Annotated in this window: 15 protein-coding genes and 1 tRNA gene; 13 read left to right on the top strand and 3 right to left on the bottom strand. The window is 72.0% G+C overall.

The features are described from left to right. Positions 1-139 precede the first annotated feature (139 nt). From ACIRVK_RS07695 to ACIRVK_RS07670, 6 genes are all read left to right on the top strand, one after another. Complete coding sequence (locus ACIRVK_RS07695; RefSeq protein WP_404244507.1) at positions 140-1837, top strand: beta-N-acetylhexosaminidase; 1698 nt, start codon at positions 140-142, stop codon at positions 1835-1837. 260 nt (positions 1838-2097) lie between these two features. After that, positions 2098-2991 carry an FAD binding domain-containing protein gene (locus tag ACIRVK_RS07690; protein WP_404244506.1) on the top strand — a complete coding sequence of 298 codons (894 nt, stop codon included), beginning with the start codon at positions 2098-2100 and terminating at the stop codon, positions 2989-2991. Beyond that, on the top strand, positions 2988-4883 hold the full coding sequence (locus ACIRVK_RS07685) for a 2Fe-2S iron-sulfur cluster-binding protein (protein WP_404244505.1): 1896 nt from the start codon (positions 2988-2990) through the stop codon (positions 4881-4883). Before ACIRVK_RS07690 ends, ACIRVK_RS07685 begins: the two co-directional genes overlap by 4 nt. Next, the gene (locus ACIRVK_RS07680; RefSeq protein WP_404244504.1) at positions 4880-7189 is read left to right on the top strand and encodes a xanthine dehydrogenase family protein molybdopterin-binding subunit; all 2310 of its coding nucleotides are present in this window, start codon (positions 4880-4882) and stop codon (positions 7187-7189) included. The genes ACIRVK_RS07685 and ACIRVK_RS07680 overlap by 4 nt, the downstream gene beginning before the upstream one ends. Before the next feature lie 10 nt (positions 7190-7199). Next, entirely contained in the window at positions 7200-7727 is a 528-nt protein-coding gene (locus ACIRVK_RS07675; RefSeq protein WP_404244503.1) for an AAA family ATPase, read from the top strand. 169 nt (positions 7728-7896) lie between these two features. Then, a complete protein-coding gene (locus tag ACIRVK_RS07670; RefSeq protein ID WP_404244502.1) occupies positions 7897-9060 on the top strand; it encodes an SUKH-4 family immunity protein in 1164 nt (387 codons plus the stop codon). An 89-nt stretch (positions 9061-9149) separates the two neighbouring features. Here the strand turns inward: ACIRVK_RS07670 and ACIRVK_RS07665 are convergent, their stop codons facing one another. Together ACIRVK_RS07665 and ACIRVK_RS07660 are read right to left on the bottom strand one after the other, a co-directional pair. Beyond that, complete coding sequence (locus tag ACIRVK_RS07665) at positions 9150-9689, bottom strand: peptidoglycan-binding protein (RefSeq protein ID WP_404244501.1); 540 nt, start codon at positions 9687-9689, stop codon at positions 9150-9152. A gap of 255 nt (positions 9690-9944) precedes the next feature. Then, positions 9945-10016: transfer RNA gene (locus ACIRVK_RS07660), tRNA-Cys, on the bottom strand. 185 nt (positions 10017-10201) lie between these two features. Here ACIRVK_RS07660 and ACIRVK_RS07655 point away from each other — a divergent pair. From ACIRVK_RS07655 to ACIRVK_RS07630, 6 genes are all read left to right on the top strand, one after another. Next, positions 10202-11626, top strand: coding sequence for an MFS transporter (locus ACIRVK_RS07655; RefSeq protein ID WP_404244500.1), 1425 nt, complete (start codon positions 10202-10204; stop codon positions 11624-11626). A gap of 51 nt (positions 11627-11677) precedes the next feature. Beyond that, positions 11678-11875, top strand: a complete 198-nt coding sequence (locus ACIRVK_RS07650) for an Arc family DNA-binding protein (RefSeq protein WP_404244580.1) — start codon at positions 11678-11680, stop codon at positions 11873-11875. Continuing rightward, positions 11876-12259 carry a type II toxin-antitoxin system death-on-curing family toxin gene (locus tag ACIRVK_RS07645; protein ID WP_404244499.1) on the top strand — a complete coding sequence of 128 codons (384 nt, stop codon included), beginning with the start codon at positions 11876-11878 and terminating at the stop codon, positions 12257-12259. Positions 12260-12409: 150 nt separating this feature from the next. After that, positions 12410-14215 carry a DEAD/DEAH box helicase gene (locus ACIRVK_RS07640; RefSeq protein ID WP_404244497.1) on the top strand — a complete coding sequence of 602 codons (1806 nt, stop codon included), beginning with the start codon at positions 12410-12412 and terminating at the stop codon, positions 14213-14215. Between the two features lie 302 nt (positions 14216-14517). Further along, a complete protein-coding gene (locus ACIRVK_RS07635; protein ID WP_404244496.1) occupies positions 14518-15159 on the top strand; it encodes an IclR family transcriptional regulator in 642 nt (213 codons plus the stop codon). Between the two features lie 90 nt (positions 15160-15249). Further along, positions 15250-16041, top strand: a complete 792-nt coding sequence (locus ACIRVK_RS07630; RefSeq protein WP_404244495.1) for a PDZ domain-containing protein — start codon at positions 15250-15252, stop codon at positions 16039-16041. A 21-nt stretch (positions 16042-16062) separates the two neighbouring features. Here ACIRVK_RS07630 and ACIRVK_RS07625 read toward each other — a convergent pair whose 3' ends face one another. After that, entirely contained in the window at positions 16063-16560 is a 498-nt protein-coding gene (locus tag ACIRVK_RS07625) for an Lrp/AsnC family transcriptional regulator (RefSeq protein WP_404244494.1), read from the bottom strand. 126 nt (positions 16561-16686) lie between these two features. Between ACIRVK_RS07625 and hppD the strand changes: the two genes are divergently transcribed. Then, the gene (gene hppD / locus ACIRVK_RS07620; RefSeq protein WP_404244493.1) at positions 16687-17832 is read left to right on the top strand and encodes a 4-hydroxyphenylpyruvate dioxygenase; all 1146 of its coding nucleotides are present in this window, start codon (positions 16687-16689) and stop codon (positions 17830-17832) included. Positions 17833-17975: the final 143 nt, after the last annotated feature.

Below are 17975 nucleotides of genomic sequence, written 5' to 3'. Positions count from 1 at the left end.
TCTGACGCGTGGGAGGCCCTCGGGGCGCGCCTGGGTGCGCTCCGAGGGCCTTCGTGTGTCACGAAGTGGTCGAGACCTCTTGTGGGCGGGGTCCCGTAATCCCTAGCCTTGGTTGTGCAGGGTGGAATGTCCATTGCGCATGCTGCAACGACCCTTCGTGAGGACTCGCGTGACTGACGTGACCGACCTGAACGACCTGACCGACCTTGCTTCGGACAGTGGGCTGATTCCGGCGCCGGTCGCCGTCGAAGGGCCGGTGGGCCGCGGTGTCGAGCTGGATGCCGGCACGGCACTGTGGGCGGCGCCGGGTACGGAGGACACCGAGCGCTGGCTGCGCTCCACCCTCGGCGCGGCGCTCGGCCTGCCGCTTCCCGCCGGGCCCGAGGACGCCCACAACTCCGTACGGCTGTGCCTGGACGACTCCCTGGAGCCCGAGGGCTACCGGCTGAGCGCCGTGACCGACCGGGGCGTCGAGATCCGCGGCGGCTCTCCCGCCGGGGTGTTCTGGGGCGCGCAGACCCTCCGTCAACTGCTCGGCCCCGACGCCTTCCGCCGCGCCCCGCTCCGGCCCGGGGCCCGGCACGTGGTCCCGCACCGGATCGTCGAGGACGCCCCCCGCTTCGGCTGGCGCGGCCTCATGCTCGACGTGGCCCGGCACTTCATGCCGAAGGACGGCGTCCTGCGCTACCTGGACCTGATGGCGGCGCACAAACTCAACGTCCTGCACTTCCACCTGACGGACGACCAGGGCTGGCGCATCGAGATCGAGCGGTACCCCCGGCTGACCGAGGTCGGCTCATGGCGCGCCCGCACGAAAATCGGCCACCGCGCCTCGCCGCTGTGGGACGAGAGACCGCACGGCGGTTTCTACACCCAGGACGACATCCGGGAGATCGTCGCCTACGCCGCCGAGCGGCATATCACCGTCGTCCCCGAGATCGACGTACCGGGACACTCGCAGGCCGCCATCGCCGCGTACCCGGAGCTCGGCAACACGGACGTCATCGACACCACCGCCCTCTGCGTCTGGGACAACTGGGGAATCTCTCCCAACGTACTGGCCCCCACTGACAACACCCTCCGCTTCTACGAGGGCGTGTTCGAGGAACTGCTCGACCTCTTCCCCTCGCGGTTCGTCCACGTCGGGGGTGACGAATGCCTCAAGGACCAGTGGCGGCGCTCGCCCACCGCGCAGGCCCGCATCGCGGAACTCGGCGTCGGTGACGAGGACGGTCTGCAGGCCTGGTTCATCGGACACTTCGACAAGTGGCTGACCGCGCGCGGGCGCAGGCTCATCGGCTGGGACGAGATCCTCGAGGGCGGCCTCGCGCCGGGCGCGGCCGTGTCCTCGTGGCGCGGCTACGCCGGCGGGGTCGCCGCCGCGCGGGCCGGGCACGACGTCGTCATGTGCCCCGAACAGCACGTGTATCTGGACTACCGGCAGGACGTGGACGACGACGAGCCGGTCCCCATCGCCTACGTCCGCACCCTGGAGGACGTGTTCCGCTTCGAGCCCGTTCCATCGGAGTTGACGCCCGAACAGGCGCGGCACGTCCTCGGCGCGCAGGCCAACGTGTGGACCGAGGTGATGGAGGACCAGGCGCGCGTGGACTACCAGACCTTCCCGCGCCTCGTGGCCTTCGCCGAGGTCGCGTGGAGTTCCCTGCCGGCCTCGCAGGAGCGGGATTTCGCCGACTTCGAGCGGCGGATGGCCGTCCACTACCGGCGTCTGGACGCCCTGGGCGTCGGTTACCGGCCGCCTTCCGGGCCGCTTCCGTGGCAGCGGCGGCCCGGCGTCCTCGGCCGCCCGATCGAGGGCACGCCCCCGAACAGGTAGTCCGCGAACGGGTGGCCGCACGTCCCGAACAGGCTGCGGAAAAACCTCGCAAGCATCACCGAAGAGTGCCAATTCGCGCGCATCGCCGATGCCGTGCGAAAACGGACCATCTCCCTGGTGAGAGGGGCGAATGCCGCCTACTGGACCCCCGTCTTCGGGTGCCCCGAAGATGTGCCAGAGTTGCCACGTCCGGCCTGTCAGCACGTACCGTACGGCAACACAGGTGGGACCAGGTGGGGCAGCGGGAAGGGGCAGCCGGTTTGACCACGCACGCACCGCAGGCGGCGCAGGCCGTCACGCTGCCCACGACGCTGGACGAGGCCGTGGCGGCACTCGCCGCCGTGCCCACCGCCGTGCCGGTGGCGGGCGGCACCGACCTCATGGCCGCCGTCAACTCCGGGCAGCTCAGGCCCGCCGCGCTGGTCGGCCTCGGCCGCATCAGCGAGATCCGCGGCTGGCAGTACCAGGACGGCCACGCGCTGCTCGGCGCGGGCCTCACCCACGCGCGCATGGGCCGCCCCGACTTCGCGGCCCTGATCCCGGCGCTCGCCGCCGCCGCGCGTGCCGCGGGCCCGCCGCACATCCGCAACGCGGGCACCCTGGGCGGCAACATCGCCTCGGCCGCCCCCACCGGGGACGCGCTGCCGGTGCTGGCCGCCCTGGAGGCGACACTGATCATCGCGGGCCAGGGCGGAGCCCGCCGGGAGATCCCGGTGTCGCACCTGCTGGCCGGCGTCGACATGCTGCGCGGCGGCGAACTCATCGGCTACGTGCGCGTGCCGCTGCTGCACGCGCCGCAGGTCTTCCTGAAGGCGACGGGACGCACCGGGCCGGGCCGCGCGACGGCCTCCGTGGCGCTCGTCCTGGACCCCGCCCGGCGCGGGGTGCGCTGCGCCGTCGGCGCCATAGCGCCGATGCCGCTGCGGCCCCTGGACGCCGAGCAGTGGGTCGCCCGGCTCATCGACTGGGACAACAACCGCACGATCGTGCCCGAGGCGCTGCACGCCTTCGGCGAGTACGTCGCTGCGGCCTGCATCCCGGACCCCGTTCCCGAGGCGGACGGCACCGTCCAGCCGCTTCCGCCCGCCGTACTGCATCTGCGGCGCACCGTCGCCGCGCTGGCCCGACGAGCACTGGGGAGGGCGCTGTCGTGACCGACGACCAGCACGCGGAGGGCACGCCCAGGAGCGGCGGACGCTGGGACCCGCTGCCGCAGGGCGACTACGACGACGGCGCGACCGCCTTCGTGAAGCTCCCCGAAGGCGGCATCGACGCCCTCCTGGCCGCCTCCGACAGCCCGCTCGCCGCGCGCGGGCACGGGTACGTGCCCCCGCCGATAGCGCCCGGCGCGGGGTCCGACGAGGGGGCGAACGGCGCGTGGGGCGCCCCCGCGGACGGCTCCCAGTGGCCCGACCCGAACGCGGGCGGTCACACCGCCGGCGACGACCGCTTCCGGTACAACCCCGGGACCACCCAGCAGTGGACCTTCGACGAGTCGCAGGCGACGGGACACACGCCCACCCCCGCGCCGGGTCACGACGTGACCGGCCAGTGGTCGATTCCCGTGGCCGACGGCGACCTCCCCGACGAGTCGGGCGAGTTCACCACGTCGTCCCTGGTCCAGCAGTGGGGCGGCACCCCTCCCGCCACCCTCCCCGGCGGCGCCCCGGCGCCCTGGGCGACGCAGGCTGTGGGCAGCCCCTGGGATCAGCCGCAGAACGGGACACCGGGCGCCGACGACGGCACCGGCCGTCCCCACGAGGCGGCGACGGGCACGCTGCCCGGCCAGGAACGGGACGCGCACGCCGGGACGGGCCACGCCCCGCAGGACGACCCCGGGCACGCGCACGAACAGCCCGCGCCGGGCACCGGCGTTCAGCCCGGCGGGCGGGCACCGGAGCCCTCCGGCACCGAGAGCCACACGCCCACGGGCGGGGACCGGCCGCCGTACCCGTCCGCGACCGAGCGCGCCCACGGCACCGGGCAGGCGCACGGCACGCCGTCGCCGGCTGCCGAGTACGCCACCCCCGCGCGGGACTTCGACGCCGGGGACGACGAGCGCTCCCACGCGGCAGGGGACCCGGACGGGCACCACGTGAGTGGCGACCCCGGCGAGCCCTACCGGTCCGCCACCGACGCCGCCGTAGCGGCCTCACAGGCCGCTCAGGGCGCCGGTGAGGCCGCCGGAGTGGCCGCGGGTGCCCGCGGGGCCGCGGAGGCCGCTGAGGGGGCCGTGGAGGCCGCGAGGGCCGCGCAGGCCGTGACCGAGGGGCAGGGCGCGGGCGGGGACGCCGCCGCCGCGGAGCCTTCCAACGGCCCCGACACCGCCCACGCTTCGGCCCACCCCGACCCCGACGCCACCCCGGACGAGCCGTCCCCGCAGCCCCCCGGCGAGGAACACCCCCTCGCCTCCTACGTCCTGCGCGTCAACGGCGTCGAGCGTCCCGTCTCCGACGCGTGGATCGGCGAGTCGCTGCTGTACGTGCTGCGGGAGCGGCTGGGGCTCGCCGGCGCCAAGGACGGCTGCTCGCAGGGCGAGTGCGGCGCGTGCAACGTGCAGGTCGACGGGCGGCTCGTGGCCTCCTGCCTCGTCCCCGCCGTGACCGCCGCCGGCAGCGAGGTCCGTACCGTCGAGGGCCTCGCCGAGGACGGGCAGCCCTCGGACGTGCAGCGCGCGCTCGCCCGGTGCGGCGCCGTGCAGTGCGGCTTCTGCGTGCCCGGCATGGCGATGACCGTGCACGACCTCCTGGAGGGCAACCCGGCGCCCACCGAACTGGAGACCCGCCAGGCTCTGTGCGGCAACCTGTGCCGCTGCTCCGGCTACCGGGGCGTCGTCGAGGCCGTCAAGGAGGTCGTCGCCGAACGCGAGGCGCACGCCGTCGCCGAGGCCGCCGAACACGACGGCGACGAGCCGCGTATTCCTCACCAGGCGGGTCCGGGAGCCGGCGGCGTCAACCTGTCGGCGTTCGAGTCACCCGGAGCCATGAACCCAGGCCCCATGGGGTCGCACGACCAGGCGTACGGACCGGACGGAGGCCAGGCGTGAGCAACGAAGCCGCCACCGCGACCACCACCGCGGAGGCAGCACCCGCCCCCGAGCCACTGCCGCACGGCCTCGGCGCCTCCCTGCCGGCCGCCGACGCCCGCGCCAAGACCGAGGGCACCTTCCCGTACGCGGCCGACCTGTGGGCCGAGGGCCTGCTGTGGGCGGCCGTACTGCGCTCCCCGCACGCGCACGCGCGCATCGTGTCCGTCGACACCTCCCACGCGCGTGAGATGCCCGGCGTGCGAGCCGTCGTCACCCACGAGGACGTGCCGGGCTCGGCCCGCCTCGGGCGCGGCACGGCCGACCGCCCCGTCTTCGCCTCCGAGGTCGTGCGCCACCACGGGGAGCACATCGCCGCCGTCGCCGCCGACCACCCCGACACCGCGCGCATGGCCGCCGCCGCCATCATGGTCGAGTACGAGATCCTCGACCCCGTCACCGATCCCGAACAGGCCTTCGAGGCCGAGCCGCTGCACCCCGACGGCAACCTGATCCGGCACATCCCGCTGCGCCACGGCGACCCGGACGCGACCGGCGAGATCGTCGTCGAGGGCCTCTACCGCATCGGCCGTCAGGACCCGGCCCCCATCGGCGCCGAGGCCGGCCTCGCCGTCCCGCGTCCCGACGGCGGCGTGGAGCTCTACCTGGCCTCCACCGACCCGCACGCCGACCGTGACACCGCCGCCGCCTGCTACGGCCTGGAACCCGAGCGCGTCAAGATCGTCGTCACCGGCGTCCCCGGCGCCACCGCCGACCGCGAGGACCAGGGCTTCCAGATCCCGCTCGGACTCCTGGCCCTGAAGACCGGCTGCCCGGTCAAACTCACCGCCACGCGCGAGGAGTCCTTCCTCGGCCACACCCACCGCCACCCCACCCTGCTGCGCTACCGCCACCACGCCGACGGCGACGGCAGACTCGTCAAGGTCGAGGCGCAGATCCTGCTCGACGCGGGCGCGTACGCCGACACCTCCGCCGAGGCCCTGGCGGCCGCCGTGGGCTTCGCCTGCGGCCCCTACGTCGTCCCCAACGCCTTCATCGAGGGCTGGGCCGTCCGCACCAACAACCCGCCCTCGGGCCACGTCCGTGGCGAGGGCGCGATGCAGGTCTGCGCCGCCTACGAGGCGCAGATGGACAAGCTCGCCAAGAAGCTCGGCCTCGACCCGGCCGAACTGCGCCTGCGCAACGTGATGGCCACCGGCGACGTCCTCCCCACCGGCCAGACCGTGACCTGCCCGGCCCCCGTGGCCGAACTCCTGCAGGCGGTACGGGACTTCCCCCTCCCCGCCCTGCCCAAGGACACCCCCGAGGACGAGTGGCTGCTGCCCGGCGGCCCCGAGGGCGCGGGCGAACCGGGCGCGGTGCGCCGGGGCGTCGGCTACGGCCTGGGCATGGTGCACATGCTCGGCGCCGAGGGCGCCGACGAGGTCTCCACGGCGACCGTGAAGGTCCACGACGGCGTGGCGACCGTGCTCTGCGCGGCCGTCGAGACCGGCCAGGGCTTCACCACCCTCGCCCGGCAGATCGTCCAGGAGACGCTCGGCATCGACGAGGTGCACGTGGCCCCCGTCGACACCGACCAGCCGCCGGCCGGCGCGGGCTGCCGGGGCCGCCACACCTGGGTCTCCGGCGGCGCGGTCGAACGGGCCGCCAAGATGGTCCGCACCCAGCTCCTGCAGCCCCTCGCGCACAAGTTCGGCATGTCGACCGAACTGCTGCAGATCACCGACGGCAAGATCACCTCGTACGACGGCGTGCTGTCCACCACCGTCACCGAGGCGATGGACGGCAAGGAACTATGGGCCACCGCCCAGTGCCGCCCGCACCCGACCGAGCCGCTGGACGAGCACGGCCAGGGCGACGCCTTCGTGGGCATGGCCTTCTGCGCGATCCGCGCGGTCGTCGACGTCGACATCGAACTCGGCTCGGTACGGGTGGTGGAGCTGGCGCTCGCCCAGGACGTGGGCCGCGTCCTCAACCCCGCCCAGCTGGCCGCCCGGATCGAGGCCGGCGTCACCCAGGGCGTGGGCATCGCGCTGACGGAGAACCTGCGCACCGCGCGCGGGCTGGTCCGCCACCCCGACCTCACCGGCTACGCGCTGCCGACGGCCCTGGACGCCCCGGACATCCGGATCGTCAAACTCGTCGAGGAACGCGACGTGGTCGCCCCCTTCGGCGCGAAGGCGGTCAGCGCGGTGCCGGTGGTGACGTCCCCCGCGGCCATCGCCTCCGCCGTCCGCGCGGCGACCGGCCGCCCCGTCAACCGCCTGCCGATCCGACCACAGGCCGCGGTGGTCACCGCCCAGTAGGCCACGCGCGGTGCGGGGCGTCGTCGTCATCACCGGCATCATGGCCGCCGGGAAGTCGACGGTGGCGCAGGCGCTCGCCGAGGCGCTGCCGCGCGCGGCTCACGTGCGGGGTGACGTCTTCCGGCGCATGATCGTGTCCGGGCGCGAGGACTACGTCCCCGGCGCCGACGTCGAGGCCGAGGCCCAACTCCGCCTGCGCTACCGGCTGGCGGCGGCGACGGCGGACGCGTACGCGGAGGCCGGCTTCACGGCCGTCGTGCAGGACGTCGTCCTGGGCGAGCAGCTGACGGCGTACGTCGACCTCTTTCGCAGTCGCCCCCTGCACGTCGTCGTCCTGGTGCCGAGCCCCGAGGCGGTCGCGGAGCGCGAGGCCGGGCGGGCCAAGACGGGGTACGGGGTGTGGACGGTGGCCGACCTGGACGCGGGGCTGCGGGAGGCGACCCCGCGCCTCGGGCTGTGGCTGGACACCACGCGCCTCACCGTGGGGGAGACGGTGGAGGCGATCCTCGCGGGACGGGAACGGGCGAGAGTGCGCTGAGCGCCCCGTCGTCGTCCTGACCTCTCGTCCTGCTGACGAACTCCGGCTTCTGAGGAATTCCGGGGCGTTGTCAGTGGCGGGGCGTAGTGTTCTGGGCAGTGGGGGAACGGCGGCCCGACCGCCCCTCCACGACGAAAGCTCATGTGAGGGAACACATGCGGGGGAAGCAATGTGCACGACCGACACCGCCGTCGGGGCGATCAGACTCACCGAGGACGAACTCGGTCCGTACGTCACCCACGCGCCGACGCGACGCCGGCTGACCGGCCCCGGACTGCCGTCCGGCAGCGCCCTGTTGACGTTCTCGGCGCTGCGCACGAGCGGCCTGCGCACGGTGGCGCAGTCCACCGACGCCGACGGCCCGGACCTGCCGGTGGACCTGCGTGACCGGCTGGTGATCGGGGAACTCCTCGCCCCGCTCGGCATGGACGCGGAGTCGATCCTCCTCGACGGCGGCACGGGCGAGATCAGCACGGCGTACCTGTTCGAGCTGATGGACAGCCGCCCCCTGGCGCCCTCCCTGGAGGCGCTGGTGCGCTTCGCGGCGGTCACCGAGGAACTGGCGGACCTGCGCGGCCAGTTCGCCTCCTTCGCCGGCCGTTATGGGGCCAAGGCGGCGGCCGAGGCCTCCCGGCAGCTCCTGGCCCTGTTCGAGGAGGGCACCGACGGCCAGGTCCCCCCGTACTGGAAGGCGGCGGCGCTGATCCGCCCCCTCGCCCTCGCGACCGGCCCCGGCACCGGCTCCGGCCTCACCCTGGACGTCCCGGCCCGCCTCCTGGACGAGGAGTTCGGGCACGGGCGCGTGGCCCGCTTCGAGGACGTCGACTTCCCGTCGACCCTCACCCACGAGCCGACCCGCCGCTTCCTGCGCGAGACGGGGCTGCCCGAGCAGACGGTCCTCTTCCATGTCGACACGGAGGTCCCCCTCCAGACCCTGGCCGAGTACGCGGCGGACGAGCGCCCCGGCACCACGTCCCCGCTCGAACTCCCGCCCCGCGCCGACCACCTGATACGCCTCGGCCACCTCGTCGAGGACAACAGCCTGGTGGTGGACGGCGCGACCGGCGAGGTCCTGAACTGGAGCGAGCCCGAGGCCGGCCTCTACCCGCTCAACACGGACGTCTCCACCCTCGCCTTCACCCTCTGGCTCCACCACCGCGAACGCACGATCGACCGGGCCCTGGCCCACGAACTGTCCACCGAGGCCTATGACCAGCTCGCCGCGACCATGCTCGATGTCCTCACCGCCGTCGACCCCACGGCCACCACGACCACCGCCGACTGGCACTACTGGACCGAGGCCTTCCAGGACGAGGCAGGCGGGGTCCTCTGACCCCGACACCGAACGGCCGGCCGTGGCGGGAATCGAAAAGGAGTGGATGCTCGGGCCCAGGGCCGCCCGGGAGCGTCAGACCGGGAGCGTCAGATGAAGACGACGCAGAATACGCTGACGGCCGGGGCGAAACGACCGGCGAGCCTGCCCGTCACAGTGCAGGCCGTCCATTTTTGCCACTTCCCCACCCCGAGCCCTGGTTTGGCCTCACCGGGATCGCAGTTGTGCCCGGTGCTGATATCACAGGGTTCCTTCTTTCCGTTCTCGCTCGCACTGTTGTACCAGTCGCGGAGCGCTGCGCGAGAGCGAGAGCCGAAGTGCCCGTCCGGGGCGATGTGGCGTGACCGGCCGAAGCTGCTCTGGAAGTCCTTCACGGCGGCCAGGGTCGCGGGACCGTACTGCCCGTCGACTTTCAGGTGGCTGCCTGTCGAGAAGTTCATCCAGGTCTGGAGGCTGACGATGCAGGTCCCAGACGTGCCCAGGTACATCACCCCGCACTCGCTCATTTCCAGGGTTATCTGGTACTGCTGCTGAGCCGTGACCGTGGTGTCCGCTTCTGCTGTAGGCGCTGTGAAGAGCAGCCCACAGCTAAGTGCAATTCCGGTGGCCAAGCTGCGCATGCGGATCATGCGTTCCTCCCCTTCACCCTTCGTGACACGAAGGGTTCTGTCTTAAATGACGTGGGCGAAGGGGGGCGAGTTCCATCATTTTCTCGGTAAATCAGTGATCGCAGTGCTGAAAGTTAAGTATGTTGCTGAATGCTGGAACGCTTATTCGCGTCACGCTACTAGGTTCGAATTCACTTCCGGCAACGGAGGCGGACGAATCGAAGGGCGGCACCCCGGGAGGGTGCCGCCCTTTGCTTTTGCCTGGTAAGGCGGTTGAGGCCGTGGCGGGAATCGAACCCGCGTAACTCGCTTTGCAGGCGAGTCCCTAAACCACTCGGGCACACGGCCGTGGTCGGTGTCATGACCGTAGGGCGGGGTGGGCGGGTGGCTCAAGGGGACCGGCGGGGCTGCAACGGGACTGCCATACGCCGTTCATGAAAGGAACGGGGCGGGGGGACGTACGACCAAGGTCGGAGGGGAGAGGAGACCCCCGACAGGGGTCAACGGAGGTTGTGGACCTTACGCTGGCCGACATGACCGTCCTGGAGCCGCGTGACGCCGTAGTCGCAGACAGAGCCGTCGAGGGGAGCGTGCTGGGGCGGGCGTATCGCGCGCTCAGTGTCGGGATCGTGTCCGTCGTGCTGCTGATCGCCTTCGAGGCGACCGCGGTGGGGACGGCGATGCCCGTCGCGGCGCGGGAGTTGGACGGGGTGGGGCTGTACGCGTTCGCGTTCTCGGGGTACTTCACGACCAGCCTGTTCGGGATGGTGCTCGCCGGGGAGTGGTCGGACCGGCGGGGACCGGTCGGGGCGTTGACGAGCGGGATCGGGGCGTTCGCCGCCGGGCTCGTGGTGGCCGGGACCGCCGGGGTCATGTGGGTGTTCGTCCTCGGGCGGGCCGTGCAGGGCCTGGGCGGCGGCCTGGTGATCGTCGCCCTGTACGTCGTCGTCGGGCGGGCCTACCCGGAGCGGTTGCGGCCGGCGATCATGGCGGCGTTCGCGGCGAGCTGGGTCGTACCGTCTGTGGTGGGACCGCTGGCGGCCGGTGCGGTGACCGAGCAGCTCGGCTGGCGTTGGGTCTTCGTCGGGATCCCGGTGCTCGTCGTCCTCCCGCTCGCCCTCGCGCTGCCCCAGATACGGCGCCGGGCCTCCGGGCCGGTGGACTCGAGCGCGGACGCCTCCGTCGACCGGCGGCGCATCCGCCTCGCCCTCGGCATCTCCCTCGGCGCAGGCCTGCTGCAGTACGCCGCCCAGGACCTGCGCCCGCTCGCCCTGCTCCCCGCGCTCGCGGGCGCCGCGCTGCTCGTGCGGACCGTACGGGAACTGCTGCCGCGCGGCACGTACCGGGCGGCGCGCGGGCTGCCCTCCGTCGTGCTGCTGCGCGGGGTCGCCGCGGGGTCCTTCATCGCCGCCGAGTCCTTCGTGCCGCTGATGCTGGTCACCCAGCGGGGACTGTCGCCGACGCTCGCCGGGTTCTCCCTCGCGGCGGGCGGGGTGACGTGGGCGGTGGGGTCCTGGGTGCAGTCCCGGGCGCGGGTCGAGCCGTACCGGGAACGGCTGATGGTGGCGGGGATGGTGTTGGTGGCCGCCGCGATCGCCGTCGCGCCCAGCGTGCTGATCCACTCCGTGCCTGCCTGGACGGTGGCCGTGGCCTGGGCGTTCGGCTGCTTCGGCATGGGTCTGGTGATCTCCTCCACCAGCGTGCTGCTGCTCCAGCTCTCCGCCCCGGAGGAGGCCGGCGCCAACTCCGCCGCCCTCCAGATGTCGGACGGGCTGTCCAACGTGGTCCTCCTGTCGGCGGGCGGCGCGGCCTTCGCGGCCCTCGGCGGCGGCAGGGTGGGCCACGCGGCCGCGGAGACGTCCGGCGCGCATCCGGCGGCGTTCGCCGCGGTGTTCCTGCCGATGGCGGGGGTGGCGCTGGCGGGGGTCTGGGTGGCGGGGCGGCTGCGGGTCGATTAAGCGCGGGTGGTATCACGGTGGCCCCATATTCGGTACCATTGTGGTATGGCTATGAACCTTCGTCTGCGCGAAGACCAGCAGGAAGCACTCAGGGTGCGTGCCGAGGAGGAGGGGCGCAGCATGCACGCCATAGTGCTTCAGGCGATCGACCGGTACCTGGAGCAGGAGGCGGACCGGACCTCGGTGCGACGCCTTGGGGCGAAGTACGCGGCGGCTCATGCGGACCTGCTGCGGAGGCTGGGGGAGTAGATGAAGTACCTCACGGTCCAGGAAGTCCTGGACCTCGCCGAGCTGGCCTGTGGGGAACAGGAGATCGCGGTGCGCGATCTGGGGCTGCTCAGCTCGGCCGTGCACCGCCCCCAGTCCCAGGTGTTCGGCGTCGAGGCGTACACGGAATTCTTCGAGAAGGCCGCCGCGCTGCTTCACTCGCTCGCCGTCAACCACCCGTTGGTGGACGGCAACAAGCGCATGGCCTGGATGTGCACGGTCGTGTTCCTGGATTTCAACGGCACCGAAATGGTCGGTGTCGACCAGGACGAGGCGTACAAGCTCGTCATCGAAGTGGCGTCAGGCGCGCTGGACGACGTAGGGGCGATCGCCGGCCGACTGCGGGCTCTGCACGACGATATGTGACCTCGATCCCACCCACCCCGACCTGCCCCCGCCACCCCCTGGACACCCCCGGCCCGCCGGTAGGGTGGCCCGGTTGTCATACGTAGCCCAGCCGTCACAGACGTACACAGCCGTTCACAGCCGAGCCGCCCGACCACCGCACCGGAGACCGTGACTACCACCGCATCCAGCTCCGCCGCCCCGCACTCCCACCACCTCTCTCCCGCCTTCCCCGGCCGCGCTCCCTGGGGCACCGCCAGCAAGCTGCGTGCCTGGCAGCAGGGGGCGTTGGAGAAGTACGTCCAGGAGCAGCCGCGTGACTTCCTCGCCGTCGCCACCCCCGGCGCCGGCAAGACGACCTTCGCGCTGACGCTCGCCTCCTGGCTGCTGCACCACCACGTCGTGCAGCAGGTGACCGTGGTCGCGCCGACCGAGCACCTGAAGAAGCAGTGGGCGGAAGCGGCGGCGCGGATAGGGATCAAGCTGGACCCCGAGTACAGCGCGGGGCCGCTCGGGAAGGACTACCACGGCGTCGCCGTCACCTACGCCGGTGTCGGCGTCCGGCCCATGCTGCACCGCAACCGGGTCGAGCAGCGCAAGACCCTCGTCATCCTCGATGAGATCCATCACGCGGGCGACAGCAAGTCCTGGGGCGAGGCCTGTCTGGAGGCCTTCGAGCCGGCCACGCGGCGCCTCGCGCTCACCGGCACGCCGTTCCGGTCGGACACCAACCCCATCCCCTTCGTCACCTACGAGGAGGGCAACGACGGGATCCGGCGCTCCGCGGCCGACTACACGTACGGGTACGGAAGCGCCCTGTCGGACGGGGTCGTGCGGCCCGTCATCTTCCTCTCCTACAGCGGTCAGATGCGCTGGCGCACCAAGGCCGGCGACGAGATCGCGGCCCGGCTCGGCGAGCCCATGACCAAGGACGCGGTCAGCCAGGCCTGGCGTACGGCGCTGGATCCGCGCGGCGAGTGGATGCCGAGCGTGCTGCGCGCCGCCGACCAGCGGCTGACCGAGGTCAGGAAGGGGATCCCGGACGCCGGTGCCCTCGTGATCGCCTCCGACCAGGACTCCGCCCGCGCCTACGCCAAGCTCATCCGCGAGATCACCGGCAGCAAGGCGACCCTCGTGCTGTCCGACGACGCCGGGGCCTCCAAGCGGATCGACGACTTCAGCGCGAGCAACGACCGCTGGATGGTCGCCGTGCGGATGGTGTCCGAGGGCGTCGACGTGCCGCGGCTCGCGGTCGGGGTGTACGCCACCACCATCTCCACGCCCCTCTTCTTCGCGCAGGCCGTCGGCCGCTTCGTACGGTCGAGGCGGCGGGGTGAGACGGCGTCCGTGTTCCTGCCGACCGTCCCCGACCTCCTCACCTTCGCCAACGAGATGGAGGTCGAGCGCGACCACGCCCTCGACAAGCCGAAGAAGGACGGCGAGGAGGATCCGTACGCCGAGTCCGAGAAGGAGATGGAGGAGGCGAACAAGGAGCAGGACGAGGACACCGGCGAGCAGGAGCAGTTCGCCTTCGAGGCGCTGGAGTCCGACGCGGTCTTCGACCGGGTGCTCTACGACGGCGCCGAGTTCGGTATGCAGGCCCACCCGGGGAGCGAGGAGGAGCAGGACTACCTCGGTATTCCTGGGCTCCTGGAACCCGATCAGGTGCAGCTCCTCCTCCAGAAGCGGCAGGCGCGGCAGATCGCGCACAGCCGCAAGAAGCCGGACGCCGAGGCCGACCTGCTCGAGCTGCCCGCCGAGCGGCGGCCCGTCGTCTCGCACAAGGAGATGATGGAGCTGCGCAAGCAGCTCAACACCATGGTCAGCGCGTACGTCCACCAGAGCGGCAAGCCGCACGGCGTGATCCACACCGAGCTGCGGCGCACCTGCGGCGGCCCGCCGAGCGCCGAGGCCACGGCCGGCCAGCTCAGGCAGCGGATCGCCAAGGTCCAGGAGTGGGCCACCCGGATGAAGTGACGGGGCGCTGCGGCGACAGGGCCCGGCGCGCTGCCCTTATCAGGACAAACAGAGGTACTCCGTCTCGGTCACTGCCCGGATTCTGGACGGAGACTTCCGCTCAGCGAACCCGCTTCGCTACTGTCCCGCTACGCACACGCCCCGTGGCAGCGCCGCCGCGGAGCGCAGCCGTGAAGCGACGCGGTCCGGCACCGGCCGGACCGCCGGCCGATCGGCGGCCTCTGTTGCGCGTCACTGACGGGACTCGGTGACGCACTCTCGCGCGGAGACCGCCGACCTCACCACTTGGAGGAGTGGGCGTCGTGACCGCGGAGACCTCTCAGACGCTCGACCGAGGACTGCGGGTCCTCAAGCTCCTGGCCGACACGGACCATGGGCTGACCGTCACCGAGCTATCCAACAAACTGGGCGTGAACCGGACCGTGGTGTACCGGTTGCTCGCGACCCTCGAACAACACGCGCTGGTACGGCGTGACTTGGGCGGCCGCGCCCGGGTCGGGCTCGGCGTGCTACGACTGGGCCGGCAGGTGCATCCGCTGGTGCGGGAGGCCGCGTTGCCGGCGCTGCGCTCGCTCGCCGAGGACATCGGGGCGACCGCGCACCTGACGCTGGTCGACGGGGCGGACGCGCTCGCCGTGGCCGTCGTCGAACCGACCTGGACCGACTACCACGTGGCCTACCGGGCCGGCTTCCGGCATCCGCTGGACCGGGGTGCGGCCGGCCGGGCGATCCTGTCCGCCCGCACCAAACCGGTGGCGGAGCCCGGATACACCCTCACCCAGGGGGAGTTGGAGGCCGGAGCCAGCGGCGCCGCGGCTCCGCTGCTCGGTGTCACGGGTGTGGAGGGCAGCGTCGGAGTCGTGATGCTGGCCGACGCGGTGCCGGAACGGGTGGGGCCGCGGGTGGTCGACGCGGCACGGGAGGTCGCCGAAGCCCTGCGCTGAGGAAGGTCCCCGAACCGGCGGCCGGGGCGAGACTGGTACGTGAGCCGGGCGACGCCTGGCCGGAAGTCACCGTCACGTTAGATTGATCCCGTGCTCTCTCGCCTCACACGCCCCCAGGCCCTCGCCGTCCTCGCCGTGCCCGTCGTGGCCCTGATCGCCACGGCGGTCCTCGCGCCGCTGCCGTTCTCCGTGGCGCAGCCCGGGATGACGGCGAACGTGCTCGGGGACAACCAGGGCACGCCCGTCATCACCGTCTCCGGCGCCAAGGTCCGGCAGACCAGCGGGCAGCTGCGGATGACGACCATCGCGGCGACCAGTCCGGACACCCGGGTCTCCTTCGCGCAGGTGGCGTCCGCCTGGTTCGCCACGGACCGGGCCGTCATGCCGCGCGACTCGGTCTACCCGAGCGGGCAGAGCACCAAGGAGATCGAGCAGCACAACACCGCCCAGATGAAGGAGTCGCAGGACGCGGCGACGCAGGCCGCGCTGAAGTACCTGCACCTCAGCGCGAAGGACGTCAAGGTCACCCTCAAGCTCGCCGACGTGGGCGGCCCGAGCGCCGGGCTGCTGTTCACCCTGGGGATCATCGACAAGCTGAACGGCAACGGCAGCGGGGGCGATCTGACGGGGGGCCGTACGGTCGCCGGGACCGGCACCATCAGCTCCGACGGGACCGTCGGCGCGGTGGGCGGCGTGGCGCTGAAGACGCAGGCCGCGCGGCGGGACGGGGCGTCGGTGTTCCTCGTCCCGAAGGACGAGTGCTCCGACGCCAAGTCGGAACTCCCGCAGGGACTTCGCCTGGTCCCCGTGACGACGCTGACGGGCGCGGTCGGTTCCCTCGTGGCGCTGGAGACGGGGAAGGGCTCCGTGCCGAGCTGCTGAGCGCCCGCACCTCGGTCGGGCTCACCCCCCGGCGGCCGGACCGGTTGGCTCCTCGTCCTGCGCCGCCTGCTCCACCAGCGGGATGATCCGCAGCGGAACCGGGTTCTCCATCACGATCGCGGTGGCGGCCCGGACGATCCCCTCGAAACCGACGACCCGGTCGATCACCCGCTGCAGATCCGCGTTGGACCGCGCCACCAGCCGGCACAGCATGTCCCCGCTGCCGGTGGTGGTGTGCAGTTCCAGCACCTCCGGCACGGTCGCCAAGTGCGCCCGGACGTCGGTCCCTTGGCCCTGGCGGATCTGGAGCGTGGCGAAGGCGGTCACCGGGTAGCCGAGCGCCGCCGGGTCCACCTGCGGACCGAACCCGCGGACGACCCCGTTCGACTGGAGCCGGTCCAGCCGCGCCTGCACGGTCCCGCGTGCCACCCCCAGCCGCCGGGACATCTCCAGCACCCCGATCCGCGGCTCCCGTGCCAGCAGCACGATGATCCGGCCGTCCAGTCCGTCGATCGCCACAACAGCCTCCTCAACCGGTGGTCATCCTGTACAGAAGAGCCGAGGATCACGGCTCCGTACTGAACAAATTGTCCAGCAGATTCGCGAACTGTTGCGCACCTTGCCCGCACGGATCAGGCTGCCGCTATGACGCAGACCACACACCACGCTCCCGACACCGCCCGGCAGGCCGACCCCTTCCCGGTCAAGGGAATGGACGCGGTCGTCTTCGCCGTGGGCAACGCCAAGCAGGCGGCGCACTACTACTCCACCGCCTTCGGCATGCGGCTGGTCGCGTACTCCGGACCGGAGAACGGCAGCCGCGAGACCGCCAGCTATGTGCTCGAAAACGGTTCCGCCCGTTTCGTCCTCACCTCGGTCATCAAGCCCGCCACCACCTGGGGCCACTTCCTCGCCCAGCACGTGGCCGAGCACGGCGACGGCGTCGTCGACCTCGCCATCGAGGTCCCGGACGCCCGTGCCGCGTACGACTACGCGCTCGAGCACGGCGCGCAGAGCGTCGCCGAACCGTACGAGCTCAAGGACGAGCACGGCACGGTCGTCCTCGCCGCGATCGCCACCTACGGCCACACCCGCCACACCCTGGTCGAACGCACCGGCTACGACGGCCCCTACCTTCCCGGGTTCGTCGCCGCCGCCCCGCTCGTCGAGCCGCCCGCCCACCGCACCTTCCAGGCCATCGACCACTGCGTCGGCAACGTCGAACTCGGCAAGATGAACGAGTGGGTCGGCTTCTACAACAAGGTCATGGGCTTCACGAACATGAAGGAGTTCGTGGGGGACGACATCGCCACCGAGTACAGCGCCCTGATGTCGAAGGTCGTCGCCGACGGCACCCTCAAGGTGAAGTTCCCGATCAACGAGCCCGCCCTCGCCAAGAAGAAGTCCCAGATCGACGAGTACCTGGAGTTCTACGGCGGCGCCGGCGTCCAGCACATCGCGCTGAACACCAACGACATCGTGCAGACCGTACGAACCATGCGCGCGGCCGGCGTGCAGTTCCTCGACACCCCGGACTCGTACTACGACACCCTCGGCGAGTGGGTCGGCGACACCCGCGTGCCGGTCGAGACCCTGCGCGAGCTGAAGATCCTCGCCGACCGCGACGAGGACGGCTATCTGCTGCAGATCTTCACCAAGCCGGTCCAGGACCGCCCGACCGTCTTCTTCGAGATCATCGAACGGCACGGCTCCATGGGCTTCGGCAAGGGCAACTTCAAGGCCCTGTTCGAGGCGATCGAACGGGAACAGGCCAAGCGCGGAAACCTGTGAACTAGACGGTATGTAGGTGCCGGGGGGGGGGGCGGGGCCCCCCCCCCCCCCCAAAAACCCCTGTAGGGGCCGCGTTAGGGGGGGGGGGGGCACCGAAGCGGGGCACCCACACCCCCCCCTGCCGCCCGGGGAACCCGCCCCCC

It is taken from the genome of Streptomyces sp. NPDC101152 (assembly GCF_044768275.1).
In the GTDB taxonomy this organism is placed as follows: domain Bacteria; phylum Actinomycetota; class Actinomycetes; order Streptomycetales; family Streptomycetaceae; genus Streptomyces.
This window is presented reverse-complemented; position numbering and strand designations above follow the sequence as displayed.

Excerpts from the sequence above, each read along its gene's own strand:
- ACIRVK_RS07695 (WP_404244507.1), top strand. The coding sequence starts at position 140 with ATGCTGCAACGACCCTTCGTGAGGACTCGCGTGACTGACGTGACCGAC.
- ACIRVK_RS07670 (WP_404244502.1), top strand. The coding sequence starts at position 7,897 with ATGTGCACGACCGACACCGCCGTCGGGGCGATCAGACTCACCGAGGAC.
- ACIRVK_RS07665 (WP_404244501.1), bottom strand. The coding sequence starts at position 9,689 with ATGATCCGCATGCGCAGCTTGGCCACCGGAATTGCACTTAGCTGTGGG.
- ACIRVK_RS07655 (WP_404244500.1), top strand. The coding sequence starts at position 10,202 with ATGACCGTCCTGGAGCCGCGTGACGCCGTAGTCGCAGACAGAGCCGTC.
- ACIRVK_RS07650 (WP_404244580.1), top strand. The coding sequence starts at position 11,678 with ATGAACCTTCGTCTGCGCGAAGACCAGCAGGAAGCACTCAGGGTGCGT.
- ACIRVK_RS07645 (WP_404244499.1), top strand. The coding sequence starts at position 11,876 with ATGAAGTACCTCACGGTCCAGGAAGTCCTGGACCTCGCCGAGCTGGCC.
- hppD (WP_404244493.1), top strand. The coding sequence starts at position 16,687 with ATGACGCAGACCACACACCACGCTCCCGACACCGCCCGGCAGGCCGAC.